This window comes from Algoriphagus sp. PAP.12 (genome assembly GCF_026652115.1).
In the GTDB taxonomy this organism is placed as follows: Bacteria; Bacteroidota; Bacteroidia; order Cytophagales; family Cyclobacteriaceae; genus Algoriphagus.
In genome coordinates this window covers 58,696-76,078 of record NZ_JAPPSQ010000007.1, presented here as the reverse complement: position 1 = coordinate 76,078, position 17,383 = coordinate 58,696, and the positions used below count along the sequence as shown (strand labels likewise).

The 17,383-nt window shown below is 45.7% G+C and carries 11 protein-coding genes and 1 pseudogene; all 12 read right to left on the bottom strand.

Annotated elements, in window-relative coordinates; translation table 11 throughout:
* Positions 1-21: 21 nt before the first annotated feature.
* Positions 22-2,523, bottom strand: a complete 2,502-nt coding sequence (locus O0V13_RS10255) for a heavy metal translocating P-type ATPase (protein ID WP_073094237.1) — start codon at positions 2,521-2,523, stop codon at positions 22-24.
* Between the two features lie 25 nt (positions 2,524-2,548).
* Positions 2,549-2,883 (bottom strand): annotated as a pseudogene (locus O0V13_RS10250) (YnfA family protein).
* Positions 2,884-2,975: 92 nt separating this feature from the next.
* Positions 2,976-3,395 carry a Fur family transcriptional regulator gene (locus tag O0V13_RS10245; RefSeq protein ID WP_442780919.1) on the bottom strand — a complete coding sequence of 140 codons (420 nt, stop codon included), beginning with the start codon at positions 3,393-3,395 and terminating at the stop codon, positions 2,976-2,978.
* Positions 3,396-3,406: 11 nt separating this feature from the next.
* Complete coding sequence (locus tag O0V13_RS10240; RefSeq protein ID WP_268034879.1) at positions 3,407-4,609, bottom strand: efflux RND transporter periplasmic adaptor subunit; 1,203 nt, start codon at positions 4,607-4,609, stop codon at positions 3,407-3,409.
* 15 nt (positions 4,610-4,624) lie between these two features.
* Complete coding sequence (locus O0V13_RS10235; protein ID WP_268034878.1) at positions 4,625-9,001, bottom strand: CusA/CzcA family heavy metal efflux RND transporter; 4,377 nt, start codon at positions 8,999-9,001, stop codon at positions 4,625-4,627.
* 146 nt (positions 9,002-9,147) lie between these two features.
* On the bottom strand, positions 9,148-9,543 hold the full coding sequence (locus tag O0V13_RS10230) for a hypothetical protein (protein ID WP_219956399.1): 396 nt from the start codon (positions 9,541-9,543) through the stop codon (positions 9,148-9,150).
* Positions 9,544-9,623: 80 nt separating this feature from the next.
* Positions 9,624-11,681, bottom strand: coding sequence for a copper-translocating P-type ATPase (locus tag O0V13_RS10225; protein ID WP_268034877.1), 2,058 nt, complete (start codon positions 11,679-11,681; stop codon positions 9,624-9,626).
* A gap of 18 nt (positions 11,682-11,699) precedes the next feature.
* Positions 11,700-12,290, bottom strand: coding sequence for a DUF2911 domain-containing protein (locus tag O0V13_RS10220; RefSeq protein WP_245531142.1), 591 nt, complete (start codon positions 12,288-12,290; stop codon positions 11,700-11,702).
* Entirely contained in the window at positions 12,287-13,000 is a 714-nt protein-coding gene (locus tag O0V13_RS10215; protein ID WP_014771899.1) for a PepSY domain-containing protein, read from the bottom strand. Before O0V13_RS10215 ends, O0V13_RS10220 begins: the two co-directional genes overlap by 4 nt.
* Positions 12,997-14,310: an APC family permease gene (locus tag O0V13_RS10210; protein WP_073094959.1), complete on the bottom strand. Its 1,314-nt coding sequence runs from the start codon at positions 14,308-14,310 to the stop codon at positions 12,997-12,999. Before O0V13_RS10210 ends, O0V13_RS10215 begins: the two co-directional genes overlap by 4 nt.
* A gap of 10 nt (positions 14,311-14,320) precedes the next feature.
* Complete coding sequence (locus tag O0V13_RS10205; RefSeq protein WP_268034876.1) at positions 14,321-16,675, bottom strand: multicopper oxidase domain-containing protein; 2,355 nt, start codon at positions 16,673-16,675, stop codon at positions 14,321-14,323.
* 10 nt (positions 16,676-16,685) lie between these two features.
* Positions 16,686-17,372, bottom strand: coding sequence for a hypothetical protein (locus tag O0V13_RS10200; RefSeq protein ID WP_268034875.1), 687 nt, complete (start codon positions 17,370-17,372; stop codon positions 16,686-16,688).
* Positions 17,373-17,383: the final 11 nt, after the last annotated feature.

The window sequence follows — 17,383 nt, the reverse complement described above, 5'->3', positions numbered from 1 at the left end:
TATAATTTCAAATATTGAGTCCTACTTCTTATAAGCCAACAACCTCAATGCATTAAACACCACCACCAAAGTAGAGCCTTCATGAATCAGCACTGCGATACCGATATTAGCAAAGCCGAAAACCGTAGCGGGTATTAACAAGGCTACTATGCCCAAACTCACCCAAAGATTTTCTTTGATAATGCCTTTGGCCTTTCTACTCAAACCGATGGCAAAAGGCAAGGTTTCCAGCTTGTCAGCCATTAGGGCGATATCGGCTGTTTCCAGGGCTACATCACTGCCTGCCGCTCCCATGGCAATACCTACGGTACTGTTGGCCATGGCCGGGGCGTCATTTACGCCATCACCCACCATCGCTACTTTAGATTCTTTTTCCCTGAGCTTTTTAATGGCTTCTACCTTTTCTTCCGGCAGCAAGCTGCCCCAGGCATCCGTGAGTCCAATTTCTTTGGCCACTGCATCGGCTACTTTCTGGTTATCCCCGGTAAGCATGACCATACGCTTGATACCAATCTTTTTCAGTTGCTCCAGGGTATTTTTAGCTTCCTTTCTGGGCGTATCCATCAGTGCAATAATGCCAATGTATTTGTCATTTTGACGGATCAGCATGGTAGTATTGCCATCTGACTCCAGCGACTTTACCTTTTCGTCCGTTTCCTTTTCGGGCTTTTTGTCATCCAGGGATTCAAACAGGTCCAGGTTGCCGATGTATATTTTGTCATTATCCAGGGTGGCCTTGATCCCTTTACCAAGCACCGCTTCCAGGTCTTTCGCATCACGCACATCAGAACCATCCAATCGCTCTTTGCCATCCCGTACCACGGCTTTGGCCAGGGGGTGGTCGCTCAGGCTTTCTACAGCTACTGCTATTTTCAACAGTTCGTCCTCTTTTACATCACCTAAAGCAACTACTTCAGTGAGCTTAGGCTTTCCTTCTGTCAATGTTCCGGTTTTATCAAAAGCCAGGGCGGTGAGTACACCCAGATCTTCCAGCGGACGGCCACCTTTGATAAGCACCCCGCTTTTGGCTGCCCTGGCTACTCCGCTTAGCACTGCACTTGGGGTGGCTATCGCCAAAGCACATGGACTGGCTGCCACCAATACGGCCATCGCACGGTAGAAGCTTTCGCTAAAGGTTTCGTCCAGTACCAGAAATGCGAAATTGAGTATGACTACCAAAACCAGTACAGACGGCACAAAATATTTCTCAAATTTGTCGGTGAGCCGTTGTGTAGGTGACTTCTGGGTCTGGGCTTCATTGACCAGTTTCACCAAGCGAGAGAGGGTAGAGTCCTTCGCTACTTTAGTGACTTTGATTTCCAGCGTATTGTTGCCATTGATGGTACCCGAAAAAGCCCGGTTCTCGTCTTTGATGTCTTTTTCCTCCGACCAGTTTTTATCAGGATTATCCACTGGTTCTTTATCTACCGGCACACTTTCACCGGTGATAGGAGCTTGGTTGACACTGCTTGTACCGCTTACAACCACACCATCGGCTGAGATTTTGCTGTTGGGCTTCACCACGATGATGTCACCTATGCTCAATTCCTCAATACCGACTTCTTCGGTCTTACCATTTCTCTTGAGCAATGCCGTTTTAGGAGCGAGCTCTGCCAAAGCAGCAATGGATTTACGGGCTTTGTTCATGGCGTAGTGTTCCAACGCATGCCCCATGCTAAAAAGGAAGAGGAGTAATGCACCTTCCGCCCATTCGCCCAGAATTGCCGCTCCAATGGCGGCTACGAGCATCAGGAAATCAATTTCAAAACCTCCTTTGGCCACTGTTTGAATGGCTTCTTTGGCCGTGAAATATCCGCCAAAGAAATAGGCTCCGATGTATAATGCGAGGCTCACCCAGGAAGGCACAGCCTCTACATAAGACAATCCAAAGCCAATTCCCAGCAATGCTCCACAGATAATGGAAAAAATCAGCTCTGTATTTTTACCGAAAATGCCACCGTGCGAATGTTCATCATCTTCACCTTCCTCATGGTCATGTTCCTTTTTACCTCTTTCTTGATCTTCGCCTTTTTCAGTTTCTTTTACTTGTTTAAGAAAACGTTCGGCACTTACTTGGGTATCCGGTATATCAAGCCCCTCTTTTCTCAGTGCTTTCATAATTTCCGCCTCATCCACTTTGGCCGTATCATACTCAACCCGCACCATACCGGATGCCGATACGGAGGCTTCTAAAATACCCGCTATATCCCGAAGGTCACGCTCTACATGACGGGCGTGGCGTGTATGGCGAATGCCTTCTACTTCTATGAGTTTGTGTCCAAATTTCTCATTGATTTCAGCCCCGGTTTGCTCGGCTAACGACTGGATACGGTCTAGGGAGATTAACTCAGGGTCGTAATGAAAACATAGCTGAGGCACACCTTTATCTGTTTCGTCTGCTATATGCACTTTTTCAAGGCCTTCTGTATCCTGAAGCTGTTGAATAAGTTTTTGCACACATTGATCCCTCTCATCAGGTACTTCGGGCAGGAGAAGCGGTATTTTAATTTGTAGTTTTTTCATGTGAATGTTATTTTTTAATTCAAAATCATGAGGGCCTTGGAGCATACATGATGATAAGCATACCTATTAAAGCAATTGTCCCACCTATTATGTCATACCCGTCGGGCACAACCCTTTCTATTTTCCAGCCCCATTGAATGGCCATTACGATAAATATTCCACCGTAGGCGGCATAGACCCGGCCAAAATGATCCGGTTGCCATGTAGCCACAATACCATATCCGATCAGAATTAAGCCCCCAATACCCCCACCCACCAAGGCTTGTCTTCACGTAAAGTGAGCCAGATCATGTAGCCACCGCCTATTTCGCAAAGACCGGCCAGTATGAAAATGCTGATTGATTTAAGGATCACGATCATATTCTATTGTGTTCATAATTTGTATTGATCTCATCTCGTTAAGTGCTTTACCTGAAAATACGTGTAAACCCGATGCACAGCCATTGCAATTTTTAATCCGCACATTTTCCACAAACCCCCTTTACTACCAGGTTAGCTTCTTCGCCATTGAAGTCTTTTGGCAGATTAATTTCCGGGATTTTGTATTTGGGTAAACAGAAGGTTTCGCTGCACACCCGGCAATGGAAATGCACATGCAAGTCCCTTTCGATATTGCATTCACATCCCTCTTCGCAAAGCGCATACTTTGGCGCTCCGTTACCGTCATCAATGCTGTGTACCAGTCCGTTTTCCTGAAAGGTTTTCATGGTGCGGAATAGTGTCACCCTGTCAGACTTTTCAAATGCTTTTTCCAGGTCGGAAAGGCTGATGGCAGCCTCCTGACCGGACAGGGCTTCCAGCACCAACAGCCGCATGGCTGTTGGTCGGATATCCTTTTGCTTGAGTTTATTTTCAAGTTCTTTGATCACCATTGTTGACTCTTTTAATGCCCATGTCCACCGCCTTCTTCTTCAGTATTTTTGGCCTTCGCCAAGAGGGTAAAGGCACCTTTGGTGACCAGTTCAATGGCACTCAAATCCTGCGCTGAATCACCCAGCGAAATCTGAGTATAAGCATCCTCGGTATAGCCTTTGATGACTTCCAGCATTTCAAAATCGTGCATGGTTTCATCGTTTTCTGATTTTTCGCCTGCGTATGCAAAAACATAGTGCTTGCCCCCGAACCGCACAATGGATTCCTCCGGAACAGCCCAGACTTCATTGCTATCAGTTTCCACTTTGGCCGCCACATACATACCTGGTTTCAAATCTTCATACATTTGTTTCAAATGTCCGTGCACAGTTACCGAACGGTCTTCCCTAACTCCACTGCCCACCAGGAATACTTCGGCCTCCCGCCACTCACCGGGAGCATTCGCCAGGGCAAAACGGATGCGCTGACCTTCTTTGACCCGTGGTACATCATTCTCATAAACCGTGAGTTCCACGTGCAGGTCTTCCGAGTTGGTTATGTCCATGATGACGTCTTGCGGGTTGATGTATTTACCTACATTGGTATACACCTCACGAACAGCGCCTGTTACCGGTGAATAGATGTTGACAGACGCAGAAACGTTACCTTCTTTGATTTTGGAAGTACTGAAGCCGATTAATTTCAGCCTTTCCTCCATGCTTTTGATACGGGCTTCATTGGCCAGATAGTCGCTTTTCGCCTGCTGATAGTTCTTGCCGGAAGCCACTTTCTCCTTGTACAATTCCTCTTGACGTTCGAACTCCGCTTTCAGAAAGTCCCGGTTGGCGAGGCTTTCCAGGTAATCCTGCTGAAACTGGATGAACTCCGGGTTTTCAATCACCACCAACAACTGCCCTTTTTTCACCTTTGTGCCGGGCAGCATCTCAGTATATTTCACAAAGCCTCCATAGGGCATGTTGATGGAGACATTGCTTTGCGGAGGCACGTCAATAACTCCATTGACCCGAAGTTCTGAGCCAATAACCCGCTGTTCCACGTTTCCTATTTTGATACCTGCCTGCTCAAATTGCGCCTGCGACAGTTCCACTGTATTTTCACCTTCTTCGTGATGTTCTTCTGTGGCCTCCTCATTTTTTGATCCACAAGATGTTATAGCCATTCCTAAGAGAAGGGCCATCGAAATTTTACTAATGTATTTGAATGTATTTTTCATTGTTGATTTCTTTTTTTATTGAACACCTGAAATGAACTCGATCTCGATAATGGTTTGATTGTATTGGTTGAGGATGTCCAGGTAATTAAACCGGACACCCAATGCCCGGTTAAGCCCCTGGATATATTCCACATAGCCAATTTCACCGCTTTCAAAACCCCTTTGAGCTTGTTTAAGAATTAGCTCTGCCTGTGGAAGGGCGTTTTGCTCGTAATAATCGAGACTGGTTTGGAATTTTTGATGCTGCTGAATGAGTGCCCTTAGCCTGCCCTGTAATTCATTGGTCGTAGCTTGCAGTCTTGCCTCACTTTCCTGCTTTTTCAGTTCGGCAGCCTTGATGACCGATCCCTGCGACTTAGCCCCAAAAATGGGTATGGCCACACCTACCTGAAAACCGGTAAAACGGTCGCTGGGCGCAAAGGTCACTGGATTTCCGTCCATGTTCTGGCCCGGGCCATTGAGCGATTGGTTGAAATACCCCACCGTCAGGTCGGGTAGCAGTCGTGATTTCTCTACCGACTTTTCTTTTTCAGCCACTTCCATTTGTTGGCGAAACCAGGCCAGCGTAGGGTTATTGGCAATGTCTTGCGTATCCAGCAATGCATCACTCTCCATCGTTTCCAGCTTACCCACTGTGATATCTACTTGGGTATCCAGATTGAGCAGGGTTTGTAGCTGTGTCTGATAAATTTCTATATCCGACAGGTTTTGTTGCAGCATAGCCTTGATTTCAGCTACCTGCGATTCGGCTGTGGCTTTTTCCAGCAGGTTGCTTTCTCCGGTTTCAAAGCGAAGGCTGGCAGCCCTTACGAACCGTTGGTAAATGCTGTCCTGCTCCAGCAATAACTGCCTTTTGCTTTTCTCCAGCCAGAGGATGTACCAGGTAGCCTTTACCTGCTGCACCAGTTCATTTTGGGTGGCGTTTTTCCGCCATTCGCTTGCTTCCATCCTCGCTTTGGCCAGCTTGTTTTGATTGGCATAAACCGTAGGGAATTCGATGGATTGAGAGATATTGAACTGGTTGTCATTGTCGTAAATGCTGTTGTACTGCCCATGTGTAAGGCTGAAATTGGTTTTGGACAAATTCCAGCTGGCACCTTTTAATGCTCGTTCCTGTTGGGTTTGCAGGTCTGCTGCCTTCAGGGTCGGATTGTTTTGAATCGCTACTTGTATCGCCTCATCCAGTGACTGAAAGGAAGCAGGTGATTCCTGTGCCTTTACTTCTTGAAACTGGAAGAAAAAGAGACCGATAATCAACAAAGGTGCTACTGCTCCGGGTTTTACTTTAATCCCTCTTTCAAAATAATAGTAAAGGATAGGCAACACAACCAGTGTCAGGAAAGTAGCAGTGATCAACCCGCCAATCACCACGGTGGCCAGTGGACGCTGTACTTCTGCTCCACCTGATTGGGAAAGTGCCATCGGCAGAAAGCCCAGGGAAGCCACGGCAGCCGTCATGATTACCGGGCGCAGACGTACACTTGTCCCTTTGTAAATCCGCTCGAAAATATCGGAGATGCCCTCTTTTTTCAGGTGATTGAACTCGCTGATGAGCACTATCCCATTCAACACCGCTACCCCAAACAAAGCGATGAAACCAACGCCTGCCGAAATACTGAAAGGCATATCCCTGAGCCATAAAGCGAAGATGCCACCAATAGCAGAAAGTGGGATGGCTGTAAAAATGAGGATACCCTGTTTAATAGAACCGAAGGTGAAATAGAGCAATACAAAAATCAATAGAAGGGCCAACGGCACGGCAAAGGAGAGTCGTTCACGGGCTTCCACGAGGTTTTCAAACTGGCCACCGTAAGAAACGGTATAGCCAGGAGCAAATACCACCGATTCATCAATTTTCTGCTGAAGCTCGGTTACTATGCTTTCTACATCCCGGTTACGTACATTGAAAGCTACAATGATCCGTCTGCGGGTGTCGTCTCGCTGGATTTGGTAAGGGCCTTCCTGGATTTCCACTTCGGCCACCTGGTAGAGCGGTATTTGGTGCCCATCTTTGCGGGCGATGTAAAGGTTCCGAACGGACTCTACATCCTCCCTGTTGGTCTTATCCAATCTGACCACCAGGTCAAAACGCTTTTCATTTTCATATACCAGTCCGGCTGAAGCCCCGGCAAAGGCTGCCTGTACCGAACGGTTTACATCCCGAATGCTCAGGCCATACTTGGCCAGTTGGTCTCGTTTGTAATTAATGACAATTTGCGGTACACCAGTTACCTCTTCTATGTACAAATCCTCAGCTCCTTCCACACCAGAAGCCAGCCGTCCTATCTGTTCGGCATACTCCGAAAGCTCATTGAGATCCTCTCCATATATCTTAACCGCTACATCCTGACGAACCCCTGTCATGAGTTCGTTAAAACGCATCTGGATGGGTTGTTGAAATCCAAAAGTAACTCCCGGAATGACCTCCAGAGCTTCGGCCATTTTGTTGGCCAGTTCTTCCCTGTTAGAGGCTGTGACCCATTCATCTTTGTTTTTTAGAATCACCATCATGTCAGCAGCTTCTACCGGCATGGGATCGGTCGGGATTTCTCCTGCACCAATTTTTGATACTACCTGCTTTACTTCCGGGAACTGTTCGAGTAGAATTTTTTCCGCCTGGGTAGTAGCTGCAACCGTATTTTGTAAGGAACTTCCTGTAATCACCCGGGTTTCTACCGCAAAGTCGCCTTCCTCAAGTGTTGGAATAAATTCCCCTCCCATATTGGAAAAAACCCAAAGGGAGGTGCCAAATAATCCAAGTGCAATGGCTAACATCAATGGCCGTTTTTGCATCGCCCAACGAATTGTCGGGTCGTACAGTTTATGAAAGAAAGCCATGATCTTGTCTGAAATATTGGGTTTGTATTCCGTCTTTTTACTTAGTACAAGAGCGGACATCATGGGTACATAGGTAAGCGAAAGGATAAAAGCACCCAGTATAGCAAAGCTTACAGTCTGTGCCATAGGGCCAAACATTTTGCCTTCTATCCCTACTAAAGCAAGGATGGGCAGGTACACGATGAGAATAATGATCTCCCCGAATGCGGCTGAGTTCCTTATTTTGCTTGCAGATTGATAAACCTCCTGGTCCATTTCCTGCTGGGTAAGTTTTCTTCCAAGTTTCAGTAAACCCAGGTGATGGAGGGTAGCCTCCACAATGATCACCGCTCCGTCCACAATCAACCCAAAATCAATAGCTCCCAAACTCATCAGGTTGCCCGACACACCAAAGAGGTTCATCATGCCAAAGGCAAAAATGAGCGCAAGGGGAATTACCGATGCTACAATCAAACCTGCACGGAGATTTCCCAGCAGCAGCAACAAAACGAAGATCACGATCAAGGCTCCTTCAGCCAGGTTTTTGCTCACTGTACCGATGGCAGTGTTTACCAATTTTGTACGGTCCAGAAAAGGCTCAATGGTAACTCCCTCCGGTAATGTTTTGCGTATCTCAGCGATTCGGTTCTTCACATTCTCAATAACATCAGCTGAGTTTTCTCCTTTCAGCATCATTACAATGGCGCTAACCACCTCGCCTTCACCATCCCGAGTAGTGGCGCCATACCGTACTGCATTCCCAAGCTGTACCTTTGCCACATCTTTTATGAGGACAGGAATTCCATCCTGATTATTTTTGATAAGCATGTTACGGATGTCATCCATGTCGCTTACCAGACCTTCACTTCGGATGAAATAGGCACTGAGGTTTTTCTCGATATAAGCCCCTCCGGTATTCTCGTTGTTTTCTTCCAGTGCCTGAAAAATATCGGCTATAGAAACGTTCATGGCCTTGAGCCTGTCCGGGTCTATGGCAATTTCATATTGCTTGAGATAGCCTCCAAAGCTGCTTACATCCGCCACCCCTGGAGTACCGAGCAACTGCCTTCGCACAATCCAGTCCTGGATCGTCCGTAACTCACGGGCGTCATATTGATCTTCATAGCCCGGTTCGGTACCTACCACATATTGATAAATTTCCCCCAATCCGGTAGTAATGGGGGCCATACCCGGCTGCCCCACTCCCGGTGGGATTTGGGCTTGCACATCGGCCAGGCGTTCGTTTACCTGCTGACGAGCCCAATACACATCCACATCTTCTTTGAACACGATGGTCACCACAGACAGCCCAAAACGGGAGAAAGAACGGATTTCGTCCAGTTCTGGGATGGTGGCCATGGTGATTTCGATGGGGAATGTGATTAAACGTTCTACTTCTTCTGCCGCCAGAGATGGGGAAGAGGTGATAACCTGTACTTGATTGTTTGTAATATCCGGTACGGCATCAATGGGAAGCTGTGTAAGCGAGTAGCCTCCCCAAATGACCAGGCCCAGCGTGAGCAGGCCAATGATCAGTTTGTTTTTGACTGAAAATTGAATGATTTTATCCAGCATTTATTTTGCATTTTGAATCCTGATTTAATGAATTGACTTGGGGCGAAAATGCCCATCAGAGGAATGCCGGACGGCAATAGAAAAACTACACTTTACTTCATTACGCAGTGCAACGAAGTAAAAGTCATTTAAATGTGTCCGGTAAATCAGGCCTTGGGAGGCTGGAAAGGGGATTCTGAGTACTCAGAACAAAGAGAAAAACTATAGCGTGTTGCTCTTATTTCTGTTGTAATGTGAATGGGAGTCATTTCTGTATACCCCCATAGTTGAGCTATGTAAGTGTATCCGTGACAGCACTGGTGCTGACCGTGAAAAGGTAAGTTTTTGTCATGTTCGTCATCATGGTGGCCTTTTGCATTTTGCCCGTCACCATAATGAAAGTCAATAAACTCTGCGAATGAAGTTCCATTATGTTCTGCATATTCCTCGTAGTGTTCAAAAAGCACCGGAAGCTTTGCTAATTCACAACATAAATCCAAAGTAGGTCCCATTGCCTGCATCAGGAACAGAAAGCTGAACGATATGGATAGAATGGAATTCATTTGCCTACAAATATAGGCAAAATTAAGGTGCAAGGGTATTGCAAAAGTCGGCAAGTACCCTTGGGAGATTCCTAAATAGTTCAGCTTTTCATCTTCCTTTTCAGCAATTGCGCATTAATGGCCACTATGACCGTACTCAGGCTCATGAATACTGCGCCTATAGCAGGACTAATCACCAGACCCGGAATAAATCCTGTGGCCAAAGGCAATGCAATTGCGTTGTAGCCGGTAGCCCAGGCGAGGTTCTGGATCATCTTGTTGTAGGTGGCTCTGCCAAACAGTACCAGGTTGGCAATGTCCTTTGGGTTGCTGTTAACCAATATGATATCGGCTGTTTCGGCTGCCACATCGGTACCTGAACCTACAGCAATACCCACATTGGCTTGTGCCAGTGCAGGGGCATCATTTACCCCATCACCCGTCATAGCCACAAAGTGGCCTTCTTTCTGAAGTTTCTTGATGATGTCTACTTTTTGGTGTGGAAGCACTTCGCTATAGTAGCCATCCAGCCCAAGTTTGTCGCTTACTGCTTTGGCCGTTTTCTCATTGTCACCGGTAGCCATGTATAGTTTCATGCCTTTTTCCCGAAGCGTTTCGATGGCCTTAGGGCTTTCTTCCCTGATTTGATCGGACAAGGCTATGAAGCCAATCAACTTTTCTTCCAAAAGCACAAAAACTATGGTTTCTGCGGCATCAGATCCTGCCTGTTCAGGGATGTTTATGTTGTTTTCTTTCAGATAGCCGGGGCTGACCACTTTCCAGTTTTGTCCATCGATCTTGCCCTGAATGCCCTTGGCCGTCAGCGATTCAAAATTTTCAACCTTTTTCAATGCCAGGCCTGCCTCTTTCGCTGCTTTCACAATGCCTTGTGCAATTGGGTGCTCCGATTGCTGCTCCAGCGAAGCGGCAAAGGACAGCAGTTCATTTTTGTTCATATCATCAGAAAGGCTCTCATATCGTGAGACACCAAATTTGCCTTCGGTCAACGTGCCTGTTTTGTCAAACACCATTGCGGTAATCTTCCGAGCATTTTCAAAAGCAGTACGGTTGCGGATCAGCAAGCCTTTGCTTGCTGAAACAGCAGTGGAAATGGCTACAACTAGTGGTATGGCCAAACCCAACGCATGTGGACAGGATATAACCATGACGGTCACCATTCGTTCCAATGCAAAATCTAAAGGCTTACCCAAGCTGATCCAGGTCACCAGCGTAGCTGTACCGGCACCAATGGCGATGAACGTGAGCCATCTGGCGGCAATGTTGGCCAGGTTTTGGGTTTTCGATTTGGCTTTCTGAGCCTCTTCCACCAGCGTGATCACTTTATTGAGGTAGCTTTCTTTCCCGGTTTTGGACACTTTCACCTTGATGGATTGGCTGCCATTTACTGATCCGCCAATGACCGGGTCGCCCTTGGATTTTTTCACCGGCTTGCTCTCACCGGTGAGCATGCTTTCGTCCAGGTGGCTTTCCCCATCCACCACTGTACCGTCCGCAGGTATTTTTTCATTGGCTTTTATCAGGATGATATCCTCCTTTTTCAGTTCATCCACTTTGATGTCCTTGATATCATCACCCTGTACCAAATGCGCCTCGGACGGCATCATCTGTACTAATAATTCGAGAGCCTTCGATGCTCCCATTACTGATTTCATCTCGATCCAGTGCCCTAGCAGCATGATGACAATCAGTGTCGCCAACTCCCAGAAGAAGTCCATTCCCTCCAAACCAAAAACCACTGCCGAGCTGTATACGTAAGCCACGGTAATGGCCACTGCGATCAGGGTCATCATACCCGGGTTTTTGTCTTTTAGCTCGTCCCAAAGTCCTTTAAGAAAAGGCCAGCCCCCATAAAAGAAGACAATAGAGGAAAGCCCAAAAAGGACGTACTGATCACCAAAAAAGGTCAGCTCAAATCCCAGTAATTGCTGGATCATGTGAGATAATGCCAGGATCGGTACCGTGAGCACCAGAGAAATCCAAAAACGCTTCTTGAAATCATCGATCATCATGGCATGATGGTCGTGGTGTCCATGCTGATGGTCTGATTTGTTGACGGTTTGATCATCTGATGATTGGCTCTTTTGGTGGTCATCATCGTGGTGATGGTGCTTGTGATGTTCGTGATTATGCTTTTCCATGAGTAAAAATTTTAGTGGTTAATCTGTTTTAAATGGAAGGGAAACACTTAGCTTTTCCCAAGACATGCGGATAGCGCCCGAACCCTCTCTTTTGTCTTCAATGGTATAAGTAAGCCGTTCTGATAGCGGCATTTCTGTTTCAGGTGTTACCTCGATCCTGATAATATCCTCTGCCTGATCGTAATCATCAGCAAGGTGCTGCTCCCAGTTTTTGTTTAGGATCAACGTCCAGCGTTCCTGTCCGGGGATAGTAAAGAATGCATATTTCCCTTTGGGTATGGTCGTACCTTCTATCTCGATTGCTTTGGAAAATTCTATGCTGGTGGCACTGTGGGCACCCGCAACCCAAACTTCGTCAAAAGGTACCAGGCCGCCCCAAATGACCCTACTTCGAACCGCAGGTGAGTGGTAGTACACAGAAACGTGGGCATCACCCACATTGCCATGCGCTTCCTGAGGGATGCTCTTTTTTGAATTATCCGATTGGTCGACCGTAGAGGTTGCGGCTTCCGGCTGATGGTGTTCGTGACCACCATTTTCACCTTTTTTGTTTTGGCAGGATACGATCAGCAATCCCAGTGCAAGTGTGTAAATCAGTTTGTTCATCATTTATTCTTTTTAAGTTTTGAAGTGGTTTTTAAGAAAGTTTTAGAGGATACTGCGTAAAGTGTAAAGCCTGATAGCACTGTAAATAGGCCAAAGACTGAAAATGCCCTGAGCAGCCAATTGTTAAAGTTGTCCCGCCCGGCATAATCCATGGTGTGGAACATCCAAAGAAAATCGAACCAACGCCAACGGCTGTGGCGTACCCGTTCGAAGTTGCCGTTACGGGCATCTACGTAGGCCGTAAGGTTTTCGGGATGCTCAAAGTGGACAGCCCAGGCTGGTAGCGGCCTGCCACGGTATTCATGATGGTTGTCGGTTTCAGTAATCCATTCGGTTTTCAGGATTTCCAGGTTTTTCACGAGATGGTTCTGTGCGATTTCGGCCGCCTCCGTTTCGGTTATGCCCTTTTTGATTTGCCCGGTCAGGGCATTGTAAAGCAGACTATCGTTGACCCAATAATGCGGTTGGTGATTGATGTAGCGAAGCTCAAGGGATGAAATACCAATCGTTGAATCCAATTGTGCCGGACTGATCAGGTTCCGGGGTGAATGGGTCGTGACATGCTCATGGTGGAACTGGTCTCCATGGATTTCGTCAATATCCGTCCAACTGAAATAGAGGCCGCTGACCGTCCACCCAATAAACTGAATGCCTATAAAAATCCCCAGATACCGGTGTGTTTTTCGGATGTAGTAGTTTCTGTTTCGTTTCATTTTTGGGTAGATTTATCTGCTCGACTTAAGAACCATTTTTCACCTGCAAAAACTATTAGCATCACAGATGCAGAAACAATAAGAACCAAAAGGTCAGATGATGCCTTGATCCATAAGAAAGCTGCCAATACGATGAAATCCAACACCATCGCTGTGAGTACAATTGTTCCATTGGCTTTCACCTCTTTCCTCAAATACTTATATACACCCCAATGAATAATGATGTCCATCACCAAATAAAAAATGGCTCCTATGGAAGCAATTCTGGACAGATCAAAGAAAATAGTCAGGATGATAGCGATAAACACCACATACACCAACATATGCTTCTGTATTCGGCCTGACATGCCCAAATGACTATGTGGAATAAGTTCCATATCTGTAAGCATAGCCGTCATACGAGAGACTGCAAAAATGCTGGCAATCACTCCCGAAATAGTAGCTATTATGGCAATAGCAACGGTAAAATGAAGACCAAAATCTCCAAAAGCAGGTCTGGCAGCTTCAGCAAGGGAGTAATCTTTGGCTTGAATAATTTCAGAGATTGTAAGGCTTGAGTTTACAGCGAAAGCAACCAGAAAATACACCACTGTGCATATCAACAAAGAAATAATAATAGACAGGCCAACATTTTTTTGAGGTTCTGTAATTTCGCCACCACTATTAGTTATTGTAGTGAATCCTTTGTAGGCCAAAATGGAAAGTGCTAAAGCCCCAATATAACTGGTTGCTGAATAATCAGTGTTTTTGATGGCTTTTGGTATCAACCCTTCCAGAGAAAAACCCACTGCCCAGAGAGCTCCTATGGCAAAAATCAGAATTCCGATAATTTTGATAAATGACATGAACTGTGATGACTTTCCTATCAGCTTGTTGCCAGATATGTTAATCAAAAAAGCGCTAACCAAAAGAGCAACACCCAATATGGGAATCCAAAGTTCCTTGTTTTCAACTTCGAACAGTTGTAGGGTATAAGAGCCAAAAGTTCTGGCAACCAGGCTTTCGTTGATTACCATGGATAGTGCCATTAATAATGATGCAGAAGCTGTTATGGTTGATTTACCATAAGCTTTTTTCAAAATCATGGCTATCCCCCCAGCCGAAGGATACGTATTTGAAACTTTGATGTAGGAGTAAGCACTAAATGCTGAAATGAGAGCTCCCAAAACGAAAATGTAAGGAAACCAGGTCCCTGACAGTTCAGCCACCTGGCCCAATAATGCAAAGATTCCTGCACCGATCATTACACCAGTGCCTAAAGCAATTGATCCTAATAAACTTAAACTTCCTTTTTTATAACTTTCTTCCATAACTTCCTAATTAAAACATGACAGATAATCCGCCCCCTGCTCCGAAGCGGTTGTCATAGCTTGTCATCAGTGAAAAATTCTTAGAAAGCATGTATTGTGCACCGGCACTCCATACAATTTCTTCTTTGTAATTTTGGCCGGCCTCCAGACCGTTTACCAATCCTGCATCAATTTGATATTCGTAATAGCCAAAAATTGATAACTTCGGAAATATCATCAGCGATCGACCGATTCCAATTCTAGGCCGAAGCTCATTATCTATCCTTAGGTCAACATTGAACATATAAGGTGTAAACCACCGGATACCAGCCACGGCAATTGTCTTCATATCATCCAAACTATTCCTGGTGGTATTCTCAACATTAATACCTCCAAAAACCCTCAAATAATCGTACAGATAATACTCATAAGAAAATTCAGCTTCCAGGTTCTGATTCCATCCGTATTCCATTGATAAATTGAATTGATTGCGAATGTTTGAAGTGGTCAGATTGACTGTTGTATTATGTGAGGCAACATCTGCCATTCCCCAACTATAGAAGCGGTTGGTTTCGTGAATCAGTTTGGAAATTGGAAAGGGTTTCATTCTAGGGTCTTCCGGTGTATCATAGCTGACTACCCGTGCCATACCTCCCATCATATGATAGAGAATATGGCAATGAAAGAACCAATCTCCATATTCGTTCCCGTAAAACTCAATGGTTACTTTTTGCATGGGTGGCACATTCACCGTATGCTTCAGGGGCGAGTAATCACCGCTTTCGTTGATGACACGGAAAAAATGACCATGCAGGTGCATGGGATGGTGCATCATCGTCAGGTTGTTAAGTGTGATTCGGGTAATTTGCCGCTCTTTGATTTTTATTTTATCTGTTTCAGATAGGGGAATACCATTCATGCTCCAGATGTAGCGGTTCATATTCCCTGTAAGATTGAGGAGGATTTCATTGACTGGAACATCCTTACCATAAACCGTTTTTTCAGGTGATTTCAGATAATTGTAATTGTATTCTGAAAACATATCCATGTTTTCCATCCCGGGCATTTCAGCCATGGGAGCACTTGGCGGATCCATTTTGGAGTTTTTATCATCAGACATATCCATTGAGGAATGATCCATTTGGGAGACCTCTTCCTTATTTCCGGCCATATTCATACCCGGCATATCATTATCCGGGTTTTTGTCGCCTTTCATTTGCATTCCCCAGTTCTCCATCATTTTTTGGGGATCGTCCTTTTTAGGATTAAATTTTAGGGCAGGAGCCCCCATGCGCATGTCCATTTTTGCCATTTGCATCATCATCCCTATTTTATCAGGGCGGGGAACATCTTCGGCGGCTAAAACTTCACCTTGGCCCAAAAAAGCAGAGGCTGTTCCCGAACCATCCTGAGCGGTGGCCCGAAATTCCATCTTTCCACTTTTCGGAATGCTGACGATAAAATCATAGGTCTCTGCTATGGCAATAAACGTTTTATTGCGCTTGACCGGCTCAACGTTTAGTCCATCAGCCGCAACTAAAGTGGGCTCCTCACCACCAAACGTCATCCAAAACGAGGTAGAAGCTGCCCCGTTAATAATTCTTAGCCTAACCTTTTCTCCCGGTTTGAAATTGGGATATTCCTGAATTTGTTCTCCATTTACTAAAAAGGCCGGGTAATAAATGTCGGCAATGTCAGCACTTTCCATTCTCTGCCTCCAGAAGTTTAACTGTGCTGCCAAAGCGCCTCTGGCAATAACCTGATTTAAGGGGGTAGCCGTACCTTTTCGCCAATTGTACCATTCAGTTCCTCGTTTCAAAAAACGGAGTACGTTCATGGGCTTTTCATTTGTCCAGTCAGATAGCATTATGACAAGTTCTTTATCGTAAGCCAGGGTTTCTTCTTTGGGATGGATGACAATAGAGCCAAAAACACCACTCTGCTCTTGCAGCATGGTATGTGAATGATACCAATAGGTACCGGCTTGTTTCAGGGGAAATTCGTACTTCTGTGTTTCCCCAGGCGCGATGGGCGGAGTGGTGAGGTAAGGAACCCCGTCATAAAAATTTGGCAACAACAAACCGTGCCAGTGAATGGAAGTTTCTTCATCCATCTCGTTTTTTACATATATTACGGCATATTCACCTTCAGTAAAAGTAAGTGTGGGTCCCGGGACACTGCCATTAATGGCCATTCCCATGACTTCTTTGCCTGCCTTGTTCACTGCCAGCTCATTTATGGAAATGGCATATTCTCTTACAGGAAGATTATCAGTGTTGCCTTCGACTGATTTTTCAGTGAGGTTTTGCGCATTAGTTAGCCCTGATAATAAAAAAGACAAGGCAAATGCGAAAATTGCTAAAATTATATTAGGGAATTTTTTCATTATCTGATGTTTAATGTTCATGCTCCAGTTCTAAAAATTTACCTTCCGGACCTACACCTTCTATGTGTACCAATTGTGCTCCGTAATGCCCTGCATGTGCCACAGCATACGCTGCGCTCAATAGCACAACTGCCACAATAGCCATTGCCCATCTTTTCGATTTGAAAATAAATAGATTGATCCCTTGTAACAGCAGGCCGATAAACCCAAGATTGATCGTCCAGTCAGCCCAGAAGTCATGTTGTTCGAGCACGAGCTTGGCATGTTCGGTTAGTCCGTGAGTATGCGGATGGAAGTTTCTGCCAGCTAAGTAAGCAGCTACAAAACCTACCAGCACCAAAGCGAATGCTGTCCACGCCAATTCCCTTTTGATGAAAAAGATATTGACGACCGCCAGAAGGGCTCCCACAATCAGCAATACGATAGCGAAATGGACAATTAGCGGGTGGATTGTGGGGAAATCTGCCAAATCAGCCGTGACCTTTTTTTCGTGGTGTGCATCTTGTGGATGCGCATCATGGCTGTCTGCCTCGCTGGTATGGGTGTGGTCTTTATGCCCTTCCTCGGTGGAATGAGCATTCATCACGGTATCCGCCTGTTGGGCGGTACTGTCTTGTTTGCTTTTGTGGCCGTCATGAGCCGATACGGTTGCTGTAGCAAATAGTACCAGTACAACTGCTTTTAGAGTATTTTTCATTGTCATATTAT

Excerpts from the sequence above, each read along its gene's own strand:
- O0V13_RS10255 (WP_073094237.1), bottom strand. The coding sequence starts at position 2,523 with ATGAAAAAACTACAAATTAAAATACCGCTTCTCCTGCCCGAAGTACCT.
- O0V13_RS10245 (WP_442780919.1), bottom strand. The coding sequence starts at position 3,395 with ATGGTGATCAAAGAACTTGAAAATAAACTCAAGCAAAAGGATATCCGA.
- O0V13_RS10240 (WP_268034879.1), bottom strand. The coding sequence starts at position 4,609 with ATGAAAAATACATTCAAATACATTAGTAAAATTTCGATGGCCCTTCTC.
- O0V13_RS10235 (WP_268034878.1), bottom strand. The coding sequence starts at position 9,001 with ATGCTGGATAAAATCATTCAATTTTCAGTCAAAAACAAACTGATCATT.
- O0V13_RS10230 (WP_219956399.1), bottom strand. The coding sequence starts at position 9,543 with ATGAATTCCATTCTATCCATATCGTTCAGCTTTCTGTTCCTGATGCAG.
- O0V13_RS10225 (WP_268034877.1), bottom strand. The coding sequence starts at position 11,681 with ATGGAAAAGCATAATCACGAACATCACAAGCACCATCACCACGATGAT.
- O0V13_RS10220 (WP_245531142.1), bottom strand. The coding sequence starts at position 12,290 with ATGATGAACAAACTGATTTACACACTTGCACTGGGATTGCTGATCGTA.
- O0V13_RS10215 (WP_014771899.1), bottom strand. The coding sequence starts at position 13,000 with ATGAAACGAAACAGAAACTACTACATCCGAAAAACACACCGGTATCTG.
- O0V13_RS10210 (WP_073094959.1), bottom strand. The coding sequence starts at position 14,310 with ATGGAAGAAAGTTATAAAAAAGGAAGTTTAAGTTTATTAGGATCAATT.
- O0V13_RS10205 (WP_268034876.1), bottom strand. The coding sequence starts at position 16,675 with ATGAAAAAATTCCCTAATATAATTTTAGCAATTTTCGCATTTGCCTTG.
- O0V13_RS10200 (WP_268034875.1), bottom strand. The coding sequence starts at position 17,372 with ATGAAAAATACTCTAAAAGCAGTTGTACTGGTACTATTTGCTACAGCA.